Below are 21,937 nucleotides of genomic sequence, written 5' to 3'. Positions count from 1 at the left end.
GGGAAATATAAATCACTTAAATATTTTATTATGAGTACTATTAAAAATCACGTACAGTTAATTGGAAACGTTGGACAAGAACCAACCATTACGAACCTTGAAAGCGGAAAGAAAGTAGCCCGTTTTTCATTAGCCACAAATGAGTATTACAAAGACAGTAAAGGCGAAAAGCAAACAGATACGAATTGGCATACAATTGTAGCCTGGGGTAAGACTGCCGAAATTGTAGAGAAGTATGTTGCTAAAGGGAAAGAAGTTGGAATTTCGGGAAAACTAAAAACCCGAAGCTATACAACCGATGATAATGAACAACGCTATGTTACGGAAGTGGTAGCCGATGAAATCCTTTTACTTGGAAGTAAAGGCGATAAGTAAACCTAAAATTAAAGAGGGCGTAACCGTCGAAAGATGCGCCCTCTTTTCATTATCCATATTAATAATAGAAACAATGAAGCACAAAGTTAATGAAATAAAGATTAGTTATAAGGGGGAATTGAAATCCTCAATGTGGCATAAAATAGGAAATTCGCAAGATGCAGCAGAATTGCTTTTTGAAGACTGGGATAAAGATACTATTGGTATTCAAGAAACTTTTAAAGTCGTCTTATTGAATAACAGCAATAAGGTAAAAGGTGTGTATCAACTTTCGCAGGGCGGAATAACAAGCACATTAATAGACCTAAGAATATTGTTTGCAGTAATTTTAAAATCCTTGTCCGTAGCCATCATTTTGGTGCACAATCATCCAAGTGGAAAATTACAACCAAGTGATGCGGATAAACAACTCACAAACAAGATTAAAAAAGCATCCAAACTTTTTGATATCACCATTCTTGACCATTTGATATTTGCACCCGATGGCGATTACTATAGTTTTTCTGACAATGGAATTCTGTAAAATTTATAGCTATGATATATCTCAATTTTACAGACTTGAGCGAAGAAGCTCAAAACCGACTTTTGGAAAATTCTAAAGAAGATGTGAAACGAAAATTTGGCGATAGTATTCGCAAATACGTAAAAGAAAATTATGGTTGTTTTAAAACAATGATTGAAGAAGAAGCATTTCGGAATTTGTATTCCTACACATACGTATTCAATATATAGTTTTATCAATTTTTAAACCGAACACCTCTGATTTTTTAGAGGTGTTTTTGTATGCAATGTATATCCAATTCAAGAAAAAAATGTATCTTTACATTGCTGAAATTCAGCGCACAAATTAAAGTAAGGTTATCCACTTTTCGACTTTCGCCGATACCCTTACACATCGAAAAATAACATATCGGAAAATTATTTTCCCTGTAAATGGCAATCGGCTTTTTAGCCGGATTGTATGGATTTTTGTCCCGCACGCGGGACGAAAAGGAATAGCAAGAGGGTAACACGCTACGCGATGTTTCGTATTCTTTTTCGTTTTCAAATAGCTGATTATCACCAATTTGAATATATTTTAATTTCTTTACAATCAACGATTTGCGACAAACGGGCTGGAAACGCCCATTTTTAGGGATGATTTTGCGACAAATCGGCGAAATATGGACTCATTTACTGGCATTAGATTTAAAAAAGAAACTGCAAAACGTTTCCAAACTTTCTCACGTACATACTTCAAATCGCACACCGAGGCAATGTCCACGATGCTCGATTTTTTCTTCTACAACGAGATTTCCCCTAAAGAAAAATTAGGTCCAACAGGACGCACCATCGAAGCCAAACTCTTAAAAAGAATTAATGCAGTCATTGCCATAATGCGGGACGTGGAAAAGACACAAACCAAACCCACGGTGGCAATGATTCAATCGCTTTTTGAAACAGAAGAACCGACCAAAAAACCGCTAATTGTAGAAAAGAAATATGCCGAAGAAAAGAAAGAAGTGCGCTTTCGTGAAAAGCAAAATACAAGTAATCAACTCTAATTTTTTGAATTATGTATATCACAATCACAGCTCAAAAATTGGGTGCAAATTACTCACAAAGTTCAGCGGATTTTGTGGGGTATTTAGAGAAAGAAAATCAAGGTTTGGAACAACAGGATATGGAACATTTTTTCAATCAATATGGGGATGAGATTTCTGCTGAAGAAGTAGTAAAAGAGATTGATGGAAACACCGCAAAATTGAAAAAGAAAGAACCCAAGTTTTATTCCATTACGGTCAGTCCTTCAAAATATGAATTACGCAAACTTCAGAACAATAGCCAAGATTTAAAAAACTATACTCGTGAATTGATGAAGGATTATGTTGCCAGCTTCAATCGGGAAATCAATGGGCGACCTATTACGATGAATGACATTAAGTACTTCGCAAAAATTGAACATCAACGCACCTTTAAAGGAACGGATTTTCAGATAAAAGAAAACCAACCCTTTGCCACAAAAATATTGCAGCTCAAAACAGAAATCAGAAATGTTCAAGAAGCAAGAGCTGAAGGGAATATCAAAAAAATGAGAAAAGAAATTGCCAAACTGGAACGCCAAGCACCACATCAACAAAATGGAAAACGGATAGTCCAGGGAATGCAAAAAGATGGAAACCAAAGTCACATTCATATCATCGTGAGTAGAAAAGATGCTTCCAATTCAATCAGCCTTTCCCCGGGAAGTAAGCACAAAGCTTCAGAGGTTGAAATGCACGGTAAGAACGTAAAACGTGGTTTCGATAGAGATACCTTTTTTGAGAGCGCCGAAAAGACTTTCGACAAGACTTTTGGCTATAATAGAAACTTTGCCGAGACCTATAAGGCGCGAAAGGATTTTGTGAAAAATCCCAAGCTCTACTTTGCGGCTTTGATGAAATTACCTGCTAACGAAAGAGCAATGGCTTTCAAAATGATGACGAAAACGGGATTGCCAATCGTTCCAAGTATTCCTGTTACTCAGGCGCAAATTGCACTTCGGGTTTTCAAACGGTTAAGGCGTGGTGCGGAAGTGGCCATAAAATCAAGTTCCATCGGAATATAATTAGTATGCTAATAGATAATATCATAACAACACTTTCAATTATTGGTCTGGCCAGTACCGTTTTCTATGCGATGTTTCGGGTAAGCAGATATGCCTTTCTTTTGAATATCATACTGCTTTCAACTCTCGTCTTCTATATGTCCGAAGGAAATGAATTGGTATCTATATTGCTCTATTTAGTTTGTCCTTTACTATTAATCAATACAGGATTGTATGTCTTTCTGCATAAGACTGAAAGCGCACAAAATGGAAATACTAAATACCAAGTTAGTTTTGCTACGAGCAAAGGAAACTTCAAATTAGATAATATTAAACGTGGTGCGTCTATTATTGGTTCTGCGGGAAGCGGTAAGACGGAAAGTGTGGTTTATGGTTTTCTGAAACATTTCAGGAAAGAAAGCTTTTGTGGTATCATTCACGACTACAAAGACTTTGAACTAACCGAAATGGCTTATCCACTTTTAAAAGATGGCGATATTCCGTTTAAGGTCATTTCCTTCGATAAAATCATTCATAGGGTAAATCCTATTGCACCTCGCTATTTAGAGAATGAGGAAAGCGTAAACGAAGTGTCGAGGGTGCTGATTGAAAACCTATTGGAGCAAAGAGAAAGCGGAACAACCGGCACAACAAAATTCTTTAATGATGCTGCGGAAGGATTGATTGGTGGTTTGATTTGGAAACTAAAAACCGAATATCCAGAATATTGTACGTTACCCCATTTGATAGCTGTTTATCAATTTCTTGATACAAAAAGCTTAATCCAGTTTCTGGAAACCAACACTACATCGCGTGCAATGGCAGATTCTTTTATTAGTGGCAAGGATTCCGATAGACAAACGGCTGGTGTAAAAAGCACCTTGGCCAATGCATTAAAGCGCATTAGCACGCAGCGTATTTTTATGGCACTATCTGCAGATGAAGTTCCATTGAATATAAACAGTGAAGAAAATCCTGCAATTATTTCTGTAGTAAACAACCCAAAATTTGAGACATCTTATTCGCCTGTAATTGCAACAATTATTCACACCATTACCAAACAAATGAGTGTTCGTAATTCTAAGCCTTCATTCTTGCTAATGGAAGAAGCACCAACTATCCGATTATTGAATATGCATCGTATTCCTGCAACTTTACGTAGTTATGATATTGCCACCATTTATGTAATGCAAGATAAAATTCAGAATGATATGATGTATGGCGATAAAGCAAGCAAAGCAATTTTAAGCAATCTGTCCTATCAATTTTTTGGTAAAGTTAACGACCCAGACACCGCCAAATATTACGAACGCTTTTTTGAAATTATCAAAGACCCAACGAAAAGTATAAGTCGTGGACATAATCTCGATTTTGATACACGTATTACGACTGGAGAAAAAGAAATCCCTAAGATTCGTGCTGATGTTTTCTTCAGGTTAAAACAGGGCGAATTTATAACCTATGCTGATGGAAAGGATAAGAAAGTTCAGTTCAAATTGGCTAATATTCAACGAGAATTACCGAAAGTATCAAAACCATTTTCTCAGGCTGATTTAGAGGCAAATTTTGAGAGGATTTATGAGAATGCGAGGTCTATATTCAAGTAAACCTTAAAATCAATATAGCTGATGGAACTTATAATTTAAACAAATCATATCCCACACCTATGCCCAACCAAGGTTTTCCATCGTATATCCAAGCTTCTGAAACTCTTCCCACACCCTTATCAATACCTGTAAACAAGCCAATACTAATTTTATTCCAACTTTTTACATAACCAAGTCCGAAACTAATTGTGCCAAAAGTTCCTTCCCTATCACCTTGTGGTTGAGTTAATGTGATATCAGTATTAGTCGATTTTAGTTCTACTGCAGAGGAGCCAAGAAATAAACCTATTGTGTTTTTTTTGGTATTTGTTCTATTGCCTATTTTTTTCCTGTGAGTGAATTTTGTTTTCCCCCAAGTCCAACCACCGAAAAGAGCGATGTTTACAGAAGTACTAAACTCTTCACTTTCTACACTAATTTCGGTTATATTTTCAGGGTCAGAAGAATCAAGGGCATCTCTATCTGTTTGAAAACGATATTTCAATGGTATAGTTATAGCCGTAATTGTGTATTCTGTAAAGTGAAAGGTAGCAGTATGGTCATCTGGTAATTTGTAAAACAATTCTTCTCTTGATTCATTGTCTATATTCAGTTTATTTTTAGCTGTTGCGTCAGCTAAGAGTTCTTGTGTGTTTTTGTCCTTTTTCTTTTTATCCCCTTTCTTTTTTGGCGGTATAAACGGCCAGAAATTCACATATAATCTATCGTCTTTGAATAAAAGTCCACCGTCATATGTGTTTTTCTTTGTATTTGTTTTTTCATTATCGTAGATTTTGGCTCTACGGATTACTTTAGCACTTATTAAGTCTATGACAGCCTGATTATTGACGTTCTTGCTATTTATTTCAATTGAATTACCACTACAGTCCGTAAAAACAACCTTAGATAAAAGCTTGTTTCTAACTAAATCTAGCTTTTTTTGTATAATAGCTTTCTCTTCTTTTGTTAATTTTGGGAAGGGTAAACATTCTTCTTTTGATAGAAAAATAACTTTACTTTTTTCAATGTCGGATAAACTGTTATAGTCATAGTCATCTACTTTGTCTTCTAAAAAATCTATGAAATTTTTTATGCCATATCTTTTATAGTAGGTTTCTTGTCCAAAACCACTTAGAGTGACGCAACATAACATTATTAAGTATAAGTTTCTCATTTTCTTTGTTTTATCAATGCAATATATAAATATTGAGTAATTCTAAAATACCCATTGGAGGGTATTTTTATTTATCATAAAAGTTCTGGGAATTTTATAGTTGGAGTATCTATCTCAACCCCTAAATCGCTCAACTTTTGCTTTGTGCTATCTGAAATAGGCTCTAAACAAGATATACACAAAACTTTTCTTGCTCTACTAAAAGCTACATAACCTAATCTAGGATAATCACTTGTGCCTCGGTCTGAATGTTCATCCCTAGTCTTGGTATTTGTTTCCAACCAAAGATTAAGCTCTACTTCGTTTTTGGCAATAGCAAGTATTGCATCTAATTCAAGCCCCTTAAATCTATGAATGTTAGAAACCATAATCGCGTTAGCGTTAGAGTTCGAAACAATTATTTGTCTTAGATTATCTAACTTAAAAGGAATGTTGTTTTTGATAGTAAGACCAAATTCATCTTTTACGAAAGCAGCAAATGAGTTTTCATTTGTTATGACTTCCTCTCGAATGGCTCTTATTATTTGAACAGCCATTATTCTTAAATCAAAAGGTGTAAGTCCTTGCTCGTCACAAAAACTACTTTGGTTAGTTCCTAACGATGATAGCAATGTGTCTTTAATTTCAGAAACTGCAGAAATCTTTGCAGATTTATCTGGAGCAAGAACGTTCCCATTCAAAGCGGCAATCGCTTTATTTACTACATCATTTTTTTTTGAAATGATGCCTCGCTCTTTATATGAAATATTTTCTTTTTCGCATCGAGCAAAGAACTCTGGAAGCATTGTTGTAATATCTTGAGTGGCACTTATGAATTTGACAGGTGTACCAGGTATCTCATTATGACAGTGTTGTTCAAATGTGTTGCTCTCGTAAACTCGTTTGCTAAAATGATTTAAGAAAGTTACAATAGTATTTACCGAGCGTCTATTAAACTTATTCAATATTGTCTCATACTGGTTCATTTTTGAAGCTTTAAGAATCGGTATGTTTTGAAAATTCCTAATGGAAGAATCAAAGCTTTGAATGTATTGTTCGGGGTCGCCAACGCAATATATAATTGTCTTTTTTTCCTTTCTAAGAGATTCTATTATTGAAAACATTTTATTACCAGTGTCTTGAAATTCATCAACATACAAATACTGAATTCTGTTAGCTAACATTTCTTTTATTCTCTGTTTAGCAATAGCTTTTTCGGCTAAACTTAGCGTTTGGTCATAGGTGATGTACCCATCTTTGTGCAAGGAGGTAGTTAATCGACTTTTAATGTAGTTTTTAGCCTTATAATCAGGTGTTTCGCCGTTATTCTGAAACATCCTATTTAAAACATCATCTGTTCCACATTGAATAAACAATTTTTCACCATTAACATCTTGGTTATGCAAACTTGAATATGGAATTACTATAAATCTATTTAAGAAAGAATGTATGGTTCCAATAAACAAATTTGGAGGTATGGCTATCCGCTTACCAAGACGTTTTTTTATATTTTTAGTTGCAGAGTTCGTATAGGTAACAACAATCATATAGCGATGTCGTTCCAAGTATTTAAGCGCGTGGATTATTTCATCCACCATACCGTGGGTTTTTCCTGCCCCAGGACCAGCTATAACGAGTTTTGGTTTAGCTAAATTTCCCATATCTACATTAAAGGGTCTAAAAATTTAATGCTATCTTCAATGTATTTTGGGATAACAAAACCACTATGGTCTTCTGCCAACGTTAACGAAAGTTGCAACGCAAATTCACTTTTGTAATCTTCAATTAAAGCAAAATATCCTTCAATATCAATATCATCTGTACCTAAACCATTTACATAATCTTTCCCTGCATTGGGTCGTACTAATTGAACAACTTTGGACAGAATAATTTTACCGCTTCCAGATTTATTATAATTTATTAAATCTTTTTCAAATGTAGATAGTTCGGAAATTTGTACATCTATTTCGTCTATACCATCATATTTATCTTTAAGTTCTTGAGCTCTATTTTCAGATTGTGTTCCTATATCGCTATCTGTTAATACTAGGCAGTTAGTATGAAAACCGTTTACAATTATTTGAAGAAAATTTTTGAATGCAAGTCCATTAACGTTAACCACAGCACAAGCAGATTGGTCAACCGTCTCACCTGTCTGAATTTTATAGAAAATAGGAAAGAGAAGTTTTTCGGATATTCCTTCTACCAACGCCAATCGCCTCGAATAAAACAAATTGACATTCTCACTATCCAAATACTTTTTCAGGTAATTCACCTGCCTTTTTTCTTCGGCAGTTGTTCCAAAACCTTCCAATATATAATGTGCTTGTACATTATTGTTTTTATAATGAAGGACTACAGTATTTTCAAAATCTATTTTGGTAGTAATATGGTTAGAATGTGAAGTAAGTATGAGCTGTATATCCTTTCTGTAGGTTCCATCCTCTTTTTTTATCAGTCCTTCAAGATTTGAGGCTAAATGATTTTGAAGATTCGCGTGAAGGTGCGCTTCCGGTTCTTCAAGTCCTACTATTCTGAAAAAAGTAGACTGCATTCGCTCAGGGTCTTCTATAAATGATAACATCAATGAAATAAACAAAAGGTTATTTCGTCCAGTTCCGTTACGTTCTATTTTTATGGGGTTATCGTTGTAAATTAGGCTTAATTTCTTCAGCAAGTCCGAAACATTCGGAAGAGAAAATATAAGGTCTACAATATTATTGGACGTTTCAGTACTTAATGAAATTTTATCAAGTTGCTCTGAAATTCGTGTTTTTATTCCTGAAATAGCTTTATTGCCTTCAATTGCTCTTTGAAGACCTACTAGCTGTTTCTTCAAGTCTTGATAATCGGTTTCTTCATTTGCATTCAGTACCCTAAATAGTAACCCATTATTCCTACTTGCGGAAAGTTCTGTTTTAGCATCTCTGAGAGCATCCAGCAGCTCAAACTTAAGTTGGTTTAAGTGATAGGCATTTGCCACACTCTCATTTTGGTTTCCACCGTGTATACGGTAATGATATTTTGAAATAGGAAAATTAATAAGGTTCAGAATCTCTCTTTCGGGTATTTTTTTGAATTCTTCAGACCCTATTTCTTTTTCATATTCCTGAAGGAACAGTCTTTGCTGTGTTATTTCTTCAAGCGTATCAAAGGATGCTATTGGTGCGAACGTATAAGTAAGAGTAGCCTCTGTAAAATCAGAATTACTCATCCAATCTGTTATAACTGCTTCTTGTTTTAAATCCCAGTCTTTGAGCGTTGCCTTTATAATAATTTTTGGATAGGAAATATTTTTTGGCTCAATAGTAGTGTCTAAGATTTCTTTTTTGAGTTTCAAAATTGTATCGTAGTTGAAGTCCGAAACATCTAACATACGTCTTTTGAAAAAAGATACTTCTTGGCTAAATATTAAGCCTAACGAGTCTAAAAGGTTTGATTTCCCGATATTATTTTCGCCGATTATTTGAGTAACAGGCTTTAATTTTATGGTAAAATTTTTGAAATTCCTGTAATTACTTATTTCAAGTTGCGATACATACATAGTATTGTTAGAAGGTTAGTTAAACCCATAAATTTAACAAACTTAATCCTGCATAAAAAGAAGAATTGACTTTAAAATCCAAATCCTTTAAAATCTTCTTTTCTGTATTCTTTACTGTGCGAGATAGTTGGGTTTTTAAAATAGCCTAATTCCTTTTGTACCTCTTTAGCACGTGCAATAAATTCCTCACTCATTTCTGGGATGTAGTGAGAGCAAATATCATATACATCTTGCCCATTACCATTGTTTCCAAATCCAATACCAATAACGATTTCAACACTTGGATTTTCCATTCTAGCTACAATACATCGAAGCTCTAATTCTTTCTCTTTACCTTCCCAGTTTTTGGAAGTTAAAGGCATAAAAACATAACAATGTTTAGCATCTTTTAAAGGTCTGAGCATTCTAGCACTTGTCTTTCTTTGAATTGCGTTGTCCAATATTCCGCCCAATTCTATTCTATTTATGCGAGATTCTTGATTGATGACTCTAATAGCTTCCTCTAATTCATTTCTGCGCTTATCTGTTGTTTCTTCAGAGATATGATAGTCGTGTAATTGAGCAATCATATAATCCCAAATTTTACTTTGAGGTAAAAGTTTTTGCCATTCTTCATATTCTTCAGATTCCACATAGGAATCCCACAAACCACCATCAGATACCATAGAATCAACTTTTTCATCGATATCAAGACCAGTTTGAATATAGAAAGCAAGAAAATCAGATTCTTTGGGCATTGAAAAATACTTTCCTTTTAAGAACTGAACCTTATCTGTAAGATACTTTGTAAAATCTGTAATGGTGTCAAGTTCATTTAATAGAATAGAAGTCGATTCTTCATCGAAAACGTGAATATAGCCTTGTCCAAAATCACCATACGTCAAAGGGAATGTGTTGTCGTTTCCAAAAGCAATTGCAATCCTAAAAATTATCCTTTTACTTTTTGGTGGTAGGGAAATTTTGTTCGTTCTATTTTTAGTGTAAACTTCTTCTACGGTTTTAAGATAGCGTTCGGCGCCATAGATTTGTTTTGCTGAATTTTCAATGGCTTTTTTTACCCAACGCTCATACCTGATTTTTTTATCAGAATGATTGGACATCCTAATATCTTTAACGGAAATGATTAAAATAATATTACCGCATAAAACCAAAACATCGCATAGTTCTTTGCTCTTTTTACCTATAGGATTTGGAAAATTCCAGAAAGGCAGAAACGATTTTTTACAAAGATTGCTTACATATAGTTCGGATGGCGTCATATAAAAATGCAGATACTAATTTAGTATCTGCAAGATAATAGTAATTCTTATTAACTGTTTAAACTCTAAAGAGGTCCCTTTTCCCTAGGACCTTTACTAGTAACTTTCCATTGACCATCTTCCTTTATAAGTTTAAAAACACCTGATTTGCCATCAAAGCTTGTACTGTATTTTACCCAGGCAATTTCACCTTCAATAGCTTCATCTAAAATTTCTACCTCGATTTCTTTACTTGAATCTGGAAGCATATTTTGAACCGTAATCAAACTGGCATATCCTTCTGATGTTGTGTGTTTTTTTAGAGCTGATTCATCTTTTGAGAAAAAGCTTTTTGCAACAATTTCTGCGGTTTCTGTGTGGGACATATTCTTATTTCCTGAACAGGAAATGAATAAAAGTACGAGTGAACAAATGATTAATTTTTTCATAATATTATTAATTTGGGTTATTGATATGTCTATGCGATATTTTCAGTTCAATATTTCGTTCGCCATCTTTCTCGTTCAATTCCAGAATTGCCCTACGGTCATTAGATATTGAAAATTTGGGCAACACGTAGACGAATCTTGTCTTCTTACCCTCTGAAATTTTTGACGGTAGATTGTGCTTGTAAATAGGTTCTTGATATAGATTTTGTAAAGATTTCTTTTTTCCTTTTTGTCGAGTCTCGATGGAAAGGTTCAAGAAATTCAAATCGTAATCCAACGTAGAATTATTCTCAATCTGGATGACAAAGTATAGTTCTTCTTTATCAAAAACAATATTTTCAACGGTCAAGACGATGCCCTGTGTGCGCTTCTTAATCCGACCGATACGTTGGTTTCTGTTAAGAAGATAGGTGCAGAATTTTTGATAATAGTAGGTTCTGTTATCTATATTTTTTTCAGAAGTTACAACCTGAATCGAATCGGTTACGATTGGCTTTTCATTACCAATACTATTTGATAATGGGATAAAATAATTGAGCTTTGACAGCTGTTTTTTATAGCTTACAATATACGAAAAAATTGAACCACTTCTGTTGACTACCAGCAGATTACTTTCTTCCCCAGGCTTTGCCTGAAGTAACCCAAAATACTGTTCTTTTTCACGATTGTAGGTAAAAACAAAATTATCCGAACCGGTTATACCCTGGCGAATAGGTTCTGGAAAAAATAGTGCAACATTTTTAGTGTCGTTTGCGTAAATAGTATCGAGGACTGTGTCTGTTTGTGCTCTTGTAAAAGCAGAAATCATCACAATCAATATTAGGATTATTGTTCTCATAATTTTGGTTTTAGGATTAATCTATAATTGTTCAACACGGTCACTTTTACCCTTCGATTAGAACGCCGAAATACTTGAGTAAGTCCACCCACTTGTGGAACACTAGGAATATTGATATCACCAATGACATCATCCAGCACTTCTCTCGTTGCTTCCGCTCTAAAATTGTTCTCAACATAAATGCCTTCGCTTCCATCTTGCAAATCAAATGCTTTGAGCTTTGTAGGATGATGATTGATATTTTCGATTTCAATGAGCGCACGATTTGGCTTAAAACTAATAAATCCAAAAACAGGCGTATTCTTTGGCATCAACTTACCATTGATAGTTGCCGATTTAGTAAGGCGCATTCTTAATCTAGTATTTGCCGTTACGATTTGGTCGCCATCGACGATGACGTAAATACTTTCATCTGTATTGCCAATAATCGAAAATTCATTGGGTTTAGGCGAGGCGGCAAAGAACAATTGATGTTCCAGACCCAATTCTTTCACTTCAATTTTTTGTTCTCTTTTGATATCGGCAGAATCAATTTGTTGTGTATTCTTTTGAGCTACTTTCTTTTTTCCAAAGTTTTGATATTGCTTTTCAGAATATTGAATCTTACCTGCCTCGTAAATACTATCTACAATGCGTTCTTTTTCTCGTTCCGGAAGGTCTGGGTCATAAAAGCCCAAGGAATCAATCAGTTTTTCGTTATATATGCTGGGTGCATTGGTTTCACGTACTTCTTTTAAATCATTGATAGCATCAAGCTTGGAATCATATTCTTTTTGATTTTCTTCCAAGTCTGGAACTAAGGTCTGTTCTAGGTTTTCATTTTCACTTTCATCATCGCCCATTACTAAGAGGGAATAAGAAATCAGGAAAATAAAAATCACAGCCAATACAGCCGAAAAGACGATTTTATTTTTTTCTATCTTCATAGTTCAGTTTTTTTAAGGTGTTCTCGAAATAGTTTGTAATCAACAATCCGTGTGGATTGTTTGGAAAGTTTCTGTCAACAGGGATTAGGTTTCCAATAGAAACAAGTTCGTAGGTGTCTATTATAGAACCTCTATTGATTTCAAAGTTGGTAACAGTTCTAAAAATATACGTTCCGTTTTGTTCTTCGATTTGTGAATCAATGCTCAGGACTTTCTGAACGAGCGAATATTGTAGCAATCGGTTATAGACACCATCAGCTTTTTTTTGACGATATAGATTATCCACAGAACTATTGCCCAACCAAAGAGCTTTTTCCAAATTCCGTTCATAATTGCTTGCATCGATATTATAGAAATAGTTATGGAAAAGGTCTAAATGGGCAAGAGCTTCAACCTTAAAATTTTCTTTTTGGGTAACGAGCTTCAACGGAATAATACTGCCATCAGTATTAATGGCAAAGGCACTATTAAGGGCTTCTTTATTTGTCTTAAATGCCATCCATAGTGAAAACGTGCTGGATAGCATTGCAAAAATGACAACTGCCAACACGATAAACCTGTTCAATTTTAAGACTGCATAGATATTTTTATAAGGTGTTTTCATTTTCATTGGAATTAACTGGTAAACAATCTCAGGGTAAATGATGTGGCACGCTTGTATAACTTGAACTTTAGAAAAACAATAAACCCAACCGACCCAAGTTGAACGACTGGCGCAAAAAAGCCCTGGCCAACATCAGTTCCAAAGAGGTTTGTCCAGAAGTTCGTATTGATTTCTGTATAGAGGGCATTTACAAATACGTTGACCAAAAAGAAGGCTGGCACCAACATATAAACCGCAGCGTACAGCTTGAAAAATGTGTAGGCCAGCGAACGGAATTTTTCAAAAACTGCCAGACTGATTACCAGCGGAAAAAAGGCTTGCATTATACCCAATAAAAAATAGCGTTCTGCAAGGAACAGCGGGTAGATAAACAAATCCAAAATCCAGAGGATAAGACTAATGATAAATGCAAAAATTTTGAATCCGTAAAGTGGTGTTACCAAAGCTTCATACAAGAGCGTCATTGCCGCTTGAGCTACCTCGATAATACTTACATCTTCCTCAATAGGAATATCCTGCATCTGTAACGGCAAAAGTGCTGGCGCGGTACCTCGGTACTGTCCTTCAATAGCGACCAGAATGCCATCGAAAAAACCTAAAATCTGAGTTGAAAAAATGACTATGAGCACTATGGCAAAGTTCTTGGCCAAATCCCCAGGACTCAGCCCCCAAGAATACCCATCCTTATCAGCAATACCCTCATTGTATTTTTTAAGGATATTGACCAGAAAGAACAATACAGCGAGCGTTTTCATTCCAGCAATAGTGTATTGCGAGAAGCTACTATTCTGAATAGTTTGAAAAACAGTATCGATATATTCTAGTCCGATTGACATTATCTTTCTTTAATAGGTGGTTTCTCGATTGTTCACTTTGTCCTGCATTTTTCTGAAGGAAATGATATCGCGATAGCGTTTTGTTTTTGTCTTGATATTAGAAACCATTTGCTTTGATTCTAGTTCTTTTTCCTTCAAAACTTCAGCACGTTCAGCATCGGACATTTTTAGATTATCACTAGATAAAATTTCACCCATAAATTCAACCGTGTCCAAAGAGTTTTGAACTATCGCATCAAATGATTCCGCAACTCGTGTAACTTCCTCTGGTTTGATGTAAGGCGAGTTTAAAATATCCTGCAAATCGTTTTGCATTACATTGATAAGGCTTTGATTGTTAGCTGCTATTTCTTCAACTGCCCTAAGTTGTTGGACAACACTTGACACTTTTTCAATAGCTTCCTTGGCGTCTTTCAAAAATTGTACAGATTTGATGAGTTGACTTGTCTGTTTAGCCGACTCAACAAGCGATTTTACCAAGCTGATAAAATTGGTATTGTCATAAACTGGCATCCCCTGAGCGGTAGCACCGTTAGGCGATAAAAGGGCAATCATTAAGAATAGCCCGAACAAGATTGTTTTGATTTTTGTCTTCATAATATTATGTTTTAGATGTGAATTGAATTATTGCTTTTTCCATATCGTGATGCTCATTGTAGAGCTTCATTATTTCCTCATTTTCCTGGCCATCGGTTAAGTAAGCTGCATAGACTTCTTTAGGAACTTCAAGCCGAAAGATGTTGCTTTCCTTCCCAATCTTGATAAACATTTCGGTGTACTTCCGTGGTCCGGAAAGATTATTTTTGATGGACTTTAATTGGTTCAAGTCGTGGCTTGAAAGGTTGAGCCTTTTGACCAATTCGTTATAGCCTTTTTCATTGTTTAGGCTGTAGACTACTTGCGTATTTTCTAGTATGCTGGCTGATGTGGAATTGTTTGGAAGCTGATTGATGGATTGTAGAATAATACCAATCGCACCATTTTGTTTACGGATAGCTTGATAGTAGAATTCTACACTTTCCAGTACGTTATCAAACTTCAATTGTTTCGCAAACTCATCGAAAAGGATGATACCTTTTTCAGCTCTATTTTTCCAAATAGTTCTTTGGATTGCCGACTTTATAAGCTTTAACATTACGGATAGGATTTCCTTGTTATCCTTTACTTCATCCAGTTCAAAAACAATCAATCTTTTGTCCTCGATTTTATAGGTCTGGTCTTCACTTACTTCAAAAAGGAAGCTATATAGACCATCGCCGACATATTCGGACATTACGTGCAAAAAGCTAGTAATATTGAAATAGTCGGGATGGATTTTTAAGGTGTTCAGAAGGTCTTTCTGGTTCCGTTCTATAAAGTTGTAAAAACCATCCAGCGAATGATTTTCTGAAGTGTTGTTGTAATAGTGACGTAGTATCTTTTTAACCGAAACTGATTGTGCTTTGGTAACTTTTAAATCTGAAGCGAACAGTTCAAATAGGAAAACGGACAAGTCTTCCAACCGTTCAGGTGTCAAGTCATTTACATCACTTATATAAAAGGGATTGATGCCCAGATTTTTTCCATTTTCATAACGAAGCACCGTGTATTTCTCAGGATAGAGTTTGGCGAATTTGGTATACGAGCCACCCAAATCTATAATGACCAATCGAACACCACTTTCAAAATATTGACGTAGAATATTATTAGCCAAAAAGGATTTCCCTTCGCCAGTTGGTGCGAAAATGGCAAAATTGCGAGCCTTGATGCGCTTCTTACGCTCGTCCCAAACATCTTTGAGGACTGGAACGTTATGTTCTCTGTCATTAAAGATAATTCCGGTAGCATCGGAATTGTAATTAGTGTTATTAATGAACAAGCAAAGTGCGTGTTTTAAATCCGTTACGTATAAATCGTTATTTGAAAAGTTGGAAGAAAAACAGCAGTAACTATTTAATATATAATTCTTCCGTTCCTCACCTCTTGGATAATATGGGATAATATCCAGTTCCTTAAATTCAGTTTTGATTTTAGAACCGATTCGGCTTAAATTTTCTGGGTTTTTATCCCAATAGACTATGTTTAAATGACCACGAATAATACGTGCATTATCATCAGCATTAATTTGGTCCAGAATGTGCTGAATTTTGCCAAGTACTACTTTGTTTTGCGAACCGAAGTTTGAACTTTTGTTGAGTTCTTCAACTTTCTTATCTAGAAGCTTGCGCCACTTTTGTTTATCATCCAAATACAGGATTTGATTAACAATATGATTCTCATTAAGCGTAAGCCCTAAGCCATCAATAAACCCTTGATGAAACACGAAATCGTCAGAAGTGAATTTCTCATTGGTCTTGCTACTCTGTACACTTTCGCCAAAGCACAGTTCGCTATTGATAGCCAGGGCATCAAAATGGTTTTCGCCAATATTGACGCTTTTCTTTTCTAATATGATGTCCGTATCAAAACCTTCATTGAATCCATTGAAATAACCATTTGTGAGGTGCTGAATGTCTTTCGCTTTAAGCGGGACAAAGGTCATTTTTCGGCTATTGTTTATAAAGGAAACCGAATCACTAACCGAGCCAATGAAGCTCTTAACGTTGTCATCTAATTGTTGAACAATGCCTTTTGAAACTTTGCGAAAAGGGTTGACATATTTTGAATTATTTAGCGCCTTGTTCTTAGTGAGCGTAAAGAACAAAAAGCAACGATGTTCCATATAAGCACGTCCTTTGAAATGGTCGTGTGTAGCTTTTTCTAAAAACGTTGTATTCGGAAGTTCTTCTGAAGTGTAACTCTTTTTAAGGTAGACATCCTGTTTTTGTACTACTGTGCCAATGGGTAATGATTTTAAAGCCTGAAACCAAGCGCCGTGTATGTCCTCAAAGTCCTTTTCGGATAGGGAATAAATCTCTGGCAATGTTCCTTTATAGCACAGAACGACATTGCCGTTATTGGCAAATATGATATTGTCTTGAATATCTGTAATAGGGTTATATGTCGAAAGATTAATCTTGTTCATAATCGAAGCCCGAGTTTTTTTTGTTACTTATTATTCTTGGGAAGGCTTTAGCCATTTGAAATAATTGTGGGTTATGTGTTATTCTCGTGAGGGCTACATATAAGGCAGCATTAAACACGAGAACACTAATTATTATCCCGAAACTGAAAGAAAAGATGATAATGAGCAGCGAAGCTAAAATGGAAACCATCATCAGAGCAAACAGGGAAATAGGCAGCCCAAAAATGACTGCCCTTTTTCTAATGTTTTTATAGACCTCGAATTTCTTCATACAGTTTGGTAATCAAATCCCACTTAGTGGGTTATACTACGATTCCAATTAAATATGTGAAGATTCCGACTACAGCACCAGCAATCAAAACAAATACAAGTACTCTAGTAATCCCTTTTTTTAGGTCTGCGTTTTCCCCAAAGAAATGTCCTGCATTAAACAGGAAACCAACAAGAAAAATAACACCAAGTAGAATAGGAAAGATGGTTCGTATGGTGTCGCCCACATCATTAACGGAATCTTCAATTCCCCCAATTTGTGCGAAAAGTGATGTTGAGAGCAAAGATAAAAAAGTTGCTAAGTAGACTGATTTTTTCATAATAAAACTGTTTAGATTTTTTATTCATTTTCCTTTTTTGAAATTTACATATATTTGTACATAAATAATTGAAAATCAAATATTTGTGAATAAAATATTATTTGAAATCAATTGAATTTGATTGTTATTATTTGGCATCAAATTCTATGAATTTTTGAAGGAAAGTTGTTGATAACACGAAAATTGAAAATGAAAAAAGTGCTTAAAAACGTCAGTTTTGTCTTTTTGCTTCTAAAAATGTGCATCATTTTTGGACAAGAAACGAGTACTCAAAAACGAATCGTAATTGATGTTGGCCACGGTGGAAAAGATGCTGGTGCGATAGGTGTAAATGGCATCCAAGAAAAGGATGTTGTACTCAATATTGCAAATACCATTTTGAAGCTAAATGACAAGTTGGATAAGCCTTTGGATATTTACTTAACTAGGTATACCGATACACTCATTTCTTTATCGGACAGGACTAGGCTGGCCAAAGCACTGAATGCCGATTTGTTTTTGTCTTTGCATTGTAATCATTCAGATAATCCCAATGCTAGAGGTATTGAAGTATATGTGTCAGAGAAACAATCTAAGTATCTAGATGAATCTACTTGGTTGGCTTTTCAGTTTCAAGCAGCGTTTAAAAAAGAATTGGGTTTTGAGAGTCGTGGTGTGAAGTTTGAGGACTTTCAGGTGTTGAGAGAAACTGTAGATAATTTTGCAGCTGTACTTCTGGAATTGGGGTTTTTGAGTAATGGGAATGAAGCTAAATATGTATTAAAACTAAAGAATATCAGCACCATTTCTTTCGCTATTTTATTGAACATTGCTAATTTTTTTAAACTATAGATTTTGAGTAATTTTTATGAGGAAATAATTCGGATAATAAAATTGATAGTTCTTACTGTTTTTAAACAACTAGCTAAGGTTTTTCAGAAAGAGTTATAGAAATGCAGTCGTCTTTTCAAATAAATTACCTAGGATACTATGCCGAAAAAAATTTAACAATTGAAACTTTTAAGTTACATTTGTCAGGCTGTTTTTTTTCAAAATTTTAATTGTTTCAATATGAAAATATCTAGTAAAAACATTGGAGAAATGCTAAAAGAAGCAAGGGAGCAGAAAAATCTAACTCAGGAACAGTTAGCTCAAAAGGTAGGCAAAAAACGTGCTTATATTACAAGGATTGAAACGGAACAAGGAAACAAAATAAATCTTCAAACCTTAAGAGAAATAGTAGAAAAAGGCTTAGAAGGGGAATTAAATATTGATTTAGATTTATAGAATGGAACAGTTACTCAAAAATGCTTTTAAAGTTCAAATTGAAGCGAAACAAGGCTCAAATTTTGAGGAGTTTATTGACGAATTGTTCTTATTAAAATATGGTGCAGAAAATTACATTCCTATTCGCGGTACACGGGATAAAGGAAATGATGGGACAATTTTGACTGAAAACAAGATATTGGCTTGTTATGCGCCCAAAAAATATAATAAGTCCGATTTTACTTTTAAAGTTTTAGGTAGCGATAAGAAAGAAGGAGATTTTCCTAAATATGTAAATAACTGGAAGGAGCAATTTTGTAATTGGGAAATGCTTGTAAATCATGAAGTATCACCAGACCAATTAAGTCTAATTGAGGAACTTGAGGGGAATACCTTTATTAAGGGAATAAAGCAAATTCTACACATAATAGAAAACGATTTTACAAATAATCAAAGGCGAAAATTAGCTACCTTTTTGGGTATTGGTGAATATTTCAGACAAGATTATATCTTGGATATCATTCAAGATTTGTTGGATGATTCAAATAGAGATGACACTATTCAATTCGATAAATCAGATTTGACCCCACCAAAAGAAAAAATTGAGTTAAATTTTAATGAGGAAGATTGGGACGGAGTAAATTCCGAAATGATATTAGTTATGAAAGACTTCATAACGATTTCTAACATATTATCAGGGTATGAGGATAATGAAAAAGATTTAATAAAGCGCAGGATAATTGAAGATTACAATAAGCTTGGCGGCGATTTTAAAGCTAGATTAAATAGTTTGACAGAGGGATACACAAAACAGTATAGTAATCTCGATGATGACGGCTATAGATTAAATGTTAGAACAATTTTACTCTATATGTTCGAACAATGTTTAATAGGAAGGAAAACAAATAAAGAATGATTTTACCGCATCCAGAAAGTAATTTGAGGACCAATTTAATGGTTTTAGGAGCCGAAATTATAGGGATTATGAGCAAAAGCCCTTTTAATGAGAAGTATGTTTTGGTTGATGATGTTATGAATAAGTTTTTGAAAGTAGATAAAAATAGAACACCAGACCTCTTTTTATATGCCGTTACCTTTTTACATACTGTTGGAAGTATCGAAAAGAAAGAATACAAGATAAAATTGATTAAGAATGATACCAGTAAAGAGCAATTAAATTTATTTCAATAATGCTAATCAGACTATACTCAGAAACTAATTTAATAGACGTTATTCCGTTTCATAATGGAATAAATATCATTTTGGGTAAATACTCTGAGGATAAGGAAGCAAGAGGTGTAAATGGTATAGGAAAATCATCATTGGTGCGTCTAATTGATTTTACTCTTTTAAGTGGAAAGGCTGAAAAAAGATTTTCTAAAAAGAAATATGATTTTTTAAGAGAAGAGGAACATAGTTTGACATTAGAATTTGAAATTAATAATAAGAAGTATTTTTTAAAGAGATACTTCTCTGACCTTAAAACGGTTTTTTTGGGTAATCGCCCAGATAAGTTCGAAGAATACGAAAAGTCAGAAATGCCTAAAATACTCGAAAGCATATTCTTTCCAACTGAAAACAATGAAGTATTTTTTGAGGGGAAAAGATATGGTACTTTGATGGAGTTTTTTGTAAAAGATGATTTACAAAACCAGCAAAGAATAGACCCACTAAATTTTGTATCATACAATGCCAATGTTAGAGATAAGGCATTATACAATTTTTACTTACTTAATCTGCCTACCAAAAATCTAGTAAATTTTAATGATGTATCAAAAGACTATGAAGAAAAAAATAAAACGGTAAAGGGACTTACAAATAAAATAAAAGCAGATACTGGGAAAGAAGTAAGAGAGTTTCGCACAGAAATATTAAAGATAGAGAAGCAGATATCAGTAATTGAAAAAAGTCTCAAAGATTATAATTTTCTAGAAAATCATAAAAATATTGAGGAGGAACTAACTGATGTAATTGGTAGGATTAATGAAAAATCCACCTTATATCATACAGCGAATAGGAAGTTAGACAAACTAAAGTCTTCTTATTCTGATGTCTCAAATATCGACATTGATAAGATACAAAAACTTTATAATGAAACTTTATCAACATTCGGAAACTTTGTAAAAAAGAGCTTAGATGAAGTAATAGAGTTTAAGGAGCAACTTTTAGCTAATAGAAACAAGTATCTTTTAGATGAAGAAAAGAAACTAACGAAAATTATTGATACAGCACTTAACGACCTTGAAATCCTCGAAAAAAAGCGTAGTCAATTGTTTACATTACTTAAAGAAAAAGGAGCTTTAGATAGAATTGAAACTACTTATGAAAAATTGATTGAAGAAAAAACGCTATTAACAAGAAATACAGCCATAATCAAAGAAATTGACGAAATTGAGACTATAATGGCGGATACTGATATTATAATTTCCGAATTGAAACGTGATATAGTAAATGATGTCAATCAGGTTGATAAAAAGTTAAATGAATTAAGACTTTTGTTCCAGGATGTATTAGAGAATGCAATTTATCTAGATGAAGAGTTTGATAACTCATATTTTGACGTTACCATTAACCCTACATCCAAAAGAAATCAACTTCCTTTTTCAATAAATATACAAATTCCTAAGGCTGATGCTTTGGGGCAAGAACGTCTAAAAATAGTTTCTTATGATTTAATGGCTTTTCTTAATAGTAGATTGGACCAAAGAAATTTGCCTGATTTTTTAATTCATGATGGAGTTTTTCACGCTATCTCTAAAAGAACGATATTCAACGTATTGAACTATATGTATCACAAGGCAAACAAACTGCAAAATTTTCAATACATCCTGACTTTTAATGAAGATGAAATTGATTTTACCGAAGAGCTAAGTGACAGGTATGGTAAATTAGAGTTTAATATTTCTGATTATATAATTGCTGAATTTTCAGATACAGAAAAGGAAACACTATTTAAACGCTTCTTCTAATTTAATTTTGGTTG

24 protein-coding genes are annotated in these 21,937 nt (G+C 34.2%); 11 read left to right on the top strand and 13 right to left on the bottom strand.

Annotation, left to right across the window (positions count from 1 at the left end):
• Positions 1–30: 30 nt before the first annotated feature.
• The 6 genes from ssb (at position 31) to Q1A73_RS08535 (ending at position 4,548) form a co-directional block, all read left to right on the top strand.
• Positions 31–375 (top strand): single-stranded DNA-binding protein, encoded by a 345-nt coding sequence (ssb, locus tag Q1A73_RS08560; RefSeq protein ID WP_099543840.1) that lies wholly within the window; start codon positions 31–33, stop codon positions 373–375.
• A gap of 73 nt (positions 376–448) precedes the next feature.
• Positions 449–898 (top strand): JAB domain-containing protein, encoded by a 450-nt coding sequence (locus Q1A73_RS08555; RefSeq protein ID WP_062054439.1) that lies wholly within the window; start codon positions 449–451, stop codon positions 896–898.
• A gap of 11 nt (positions 899–909) precedes the next feature.
• The gene (locus Q1A73_RS08550) at positions 910–1,107 is read left to right on the top strand and encodes a hypothetical protein (RefSeq protein ID WP_298922840.1); all 198 of its coding nucleotides are present in this window, start codon (positions 910–912) and stop codon (positions 1,105–1,107) included.
• Positions 1,108–1,538: 431 nt separating this feature from the next.
• The gene (locus Q1A73_RS08545; protein WP_062054296.1) at positions 1,539–1,919 is read left to right on the top strand and encodes a BfmA/BtgA family mobilization protein; all 381 of its coding nucleotides are present in this window, start codon (positions 1,539–1,541) and stop codon (positions 1,917–1,919) included.
• An 11-nt stretch (positions 1,920–1,930) separates the two neighbouring features.
• A complete protein-coding gene (gene mobB, locus Q1A73_RS08540) occupies positions 1,931–2,962 on the top strand; it encodes a MobB family relaxase (protein WP_299604186.1) in 1,032 nt (343 codons plus the stop codon).
• Between the two features lie 5 nt (positions 2,963–2,967).
• Positions 2,968–4,548 (top strand): type IV secretion system DNA-binding domain-containing protein, encoded by a 1,581-nt coding sequence (locus Q1A73_RS08535; protein WP_298922838.1) that lies wholly within the window; start codon positions 2,968–2,970, stop codon positions 4,546–4,548.
• A 28-nt stretch (positions 4,549–4,576) separates the two neighbouring features.
• Here the strand turns inward: Q1A73_RS08535 and Q1A73_RS08530 are convergent, their stop codons facing one another.
• The 13 genes from Q1A73_RS08530 to Q1A73_RS08470 all read right to left on the bottom strand — a co-directional run bounded on the left by Q1A73_RS08530 (position 4,577) and on the right by Q1A73_RS08470 (position 17,709).
• Complete coding sequence (locus tag Q1A73_RS08530) at positions 4,577–5,701, bottom strand: hypothetical protein (protein ID WP_299604183.1); 1,125 nt, start codon at positions 5,699–5,701, stop codon at positions 4,577–4,579.
• Between the two features lie 74 nt (positions 5,702–5,775).
• The gene (locus tag Q1A73_RS08525; protein WP_298922836.1) at positions 5,776–7,341 is read right to left on the bottom strand and encodes a UvrD-helicase domain-containing protein; all 1,566 of its coding nucleotides are present in this window, start codon (positions 7,339–7,341) and stop codon (positions 5,776–5,778) included.
• A 2-nt stretch (positions 7,342–7,343) separates the two neighbouring features.
• Positions 7,344–9,224, bottom strand: a complete 1,881-nt coding sequence (locus tag Q1A73_RS08520) for an AAA family ATPase (protein WP_298922835.1) — start codon at positions 9,222–9,224, stop codon at positions 7,344–7,346.
• A gap of 71 nt (positions 9,225–9,295) precedes the next feature.
• A complete protein-coding gene (locus tag Q1A73_RS08515) occupies positions 9,296–10,324 on the bottom strand; it encodes a hypothetical protein (protein ID WP_299604179.1) in 1,029 nt (342 codons plus the stop codon).
• Positions 10,325–10,548: 224 nt separating this feature from the next.
• Positions 10,549–10,911 carry a hypothetical protein gene (locus Q1A73_RS08510; RefSeq protein ID WP_298922833.1) on the bottom strand — a complete coding sequence of 121 codons (363 nt, stop codon included), beginning with the start codon at positions 10,909–10,911 and terminating at the stop codon, positions 10,549–10,551.
• A 7-nt stretch (positions 10,912–10,918) separates the two neighbouring features.
• Positions 10,919–11,749 carry a DUF4138 domain-containing protein gene (locus Q1A73_RS08505; RefSeq protein ID WP_298922832.1) on the bottom strand — a complete coding sequence of 277 codons (831 nt, stop codon included), beginning with the start codon at positions 11,747–11,749 and terminating at the stop codon, positions 10,919–10,921.
• Positions 11,746–12,675, bottom strand: coding sequence for a conjugative transposon protein TraM (gene traM, locus Q1A73_RS08500; protein WP_299604176.1), 930 nt, complete (start codon positions 12,673–12,675; stop codon positions 11,746–11,748). Before traM ends, Q1A73_RS08505 begins: the two co-directional genes overlap by 4 nt.
• Positions 12,656–13,279, bottom strand: a complete 624-nt coding sequence (locus Q1A73_RS08495; protein ID WP_298922830.1) for a conjugal transfer protein TraK — start codon at positions 13,277–13,279, stop codon at positions 12,656–12,658. The genes traM and Q1A73_RS08495 overlap by 20 nt, the downstream gene beginning before the upstream one ends.
• An 11-nt stretch (positions 13,280–13,290) precedes the next feature.
• On the bottom strand, positions 13,291–14,115 hold the full coding sequence (locus Q1A73_RS08490) for a hypothetical protein (RefSeq protein ID WP_298922829.1): 825 nt from the start codon (positions 14,113–14,115) through the stop codon (positions 13,291–13,293).
• A gap of 9 nt (positions 14,116–14,124) precedes the next feature.
• Positions 14,125–14,712 (bottom strand): conjugal transfer protein, encoded by a 588-nt coding sequence (locus Q1A73_RS08485; protein ID WP_299604173.1) that lies wholly within the window; start codon positions 14,710–14,712, stop codon positions 14,125–14,127.
• Between the two features lie 4 nt (positions 14,713–14,716).
• Positions 14,717–17,119 carry a TraG family conjugative transposon ATPase gene (locus Q1A73_RS08480; protein WP_299604171.1) on the bottom strand — a complete coding sequence of 801 codons (2,403 nt, stop codon included), beginning with the start codon at positions 17,117–17,119 and terminating at the stop codon, positions 14,717–14,719.
• Positions 17,106–17,390, bottom strand: coding sequence for a hypothetical protein (locus Q1A73_RS08475; RefSeq protein WP_299604168.1), 285 nt, complete (start codon positions 17,388–17,390; stop codon positions 17,106–17,108). The genes Q1A73_RS08480 and Q1A73_RS08475 overlap by 14 nt, the downstream gene beginning before the upstream one ends.
• A 31-nt stretch (positions 17,391–17,421) precedes the next feature.
• Positions 17,422–17,709, bottom strand: coding sequence for a hypothetical protein (locus tag Q1A73_RS08470; protein WP_157363547.1), 288 nt, complete (start codon positions 17,707–17,709; stop codon positions 17,422–17,424).
• A 189-nt stretch (positions 17,710–17,898) separates the two neighbouring features.
• On the opposite strand from Q1A73_RS08470, the gene Q1A73_RS08465 reads away from it, so the two are divergent.
• The 5 genes from Q1A73_RS08465 to Q1A73_RS08445 all read left to right on the top strand — a co-directional run bounded on the left by Q1A73_RS08465 (position 17,899) and on the right by Q1A73_RS08445 (position 21,923).
• Positions 17,899–18,540, top strand: a complete 642-nt coding sequence (locus Q1A73_RS08465; RefSeq protein WP_299604159.1) for an N-acetylmuramoyl-L-alanine amidase — start codon at positions 17,899–17,901, stop codon at positions 18,538–18,540.
• 219 nt (positions 18,541–18,759) lie between these two features.
• A complete protein-coding gene (locus Q1A73_RS08460) occupies positions 18,760–18,975 on the top strand; it encodes a helix-turn-helix transcriptional regulator (protein WP_157363545.1) in 216 nt (71 codons plus the stop codon).
• A gap of 1 nt (position 18,976) precedes the next feature.
• On the top strand, positions 18,977–19,870 hold the full coding sequence (locus Q1A73_RS08455) for a hypothetical protein (RefSeq protein ID WP_299604157.1): 894 nt from the start codon (positions 18,977–18,979) through the stop codon (positions 19,868–19,870).
• The gene (locus Q1A73_RS08450; RefSeq protein WP_157363543.1) at positions 19,867–20,145 is read left to right on the top strand and encodes a hypothetical protein; all 279 of its coding nucleotides are present in this window, start codon (positions 19,867–19,869) and stop codon (positions 20,143–20,145) included. Before Q1A73_RS08455 ends, Q1A73_RS08450 begins: the two co-directional genes overlap by 4 nt.
• The gene (locus Q1A73_RS08445; RefSeq protein WP_299604151.1) at positions 20,145–21,923 is read left to right on the top strand and encodes a DUF2326 domain-containing protein; all 1,779 of its coding nucleotides are present in this window, start codon (positions 20,145–20,147) and stop codon (positions 21,921–21,923) included. The genes Q1A73_RS08450 and Q1A73_RS08445 overlap by 1 nt, the downstream gene beginning before the upstream one ends.
• Positions 21,924–21,937 lie beyond the last annotated feature (14 nt).

The organism is uncultured Aquimarina sp. (assembly GCF_947492115.1).
Taxonomy (GTDB): domain Bacteria; phylum Bacteroidota; class Bacteroidia; order Flavobacteriales; family Flavobacteriaceae; genus Aquimarina.
Note: the sequence above shows the minus strand (reverse complement) of the source record. Positions and strands in the feature narration are given on the sequence as shown.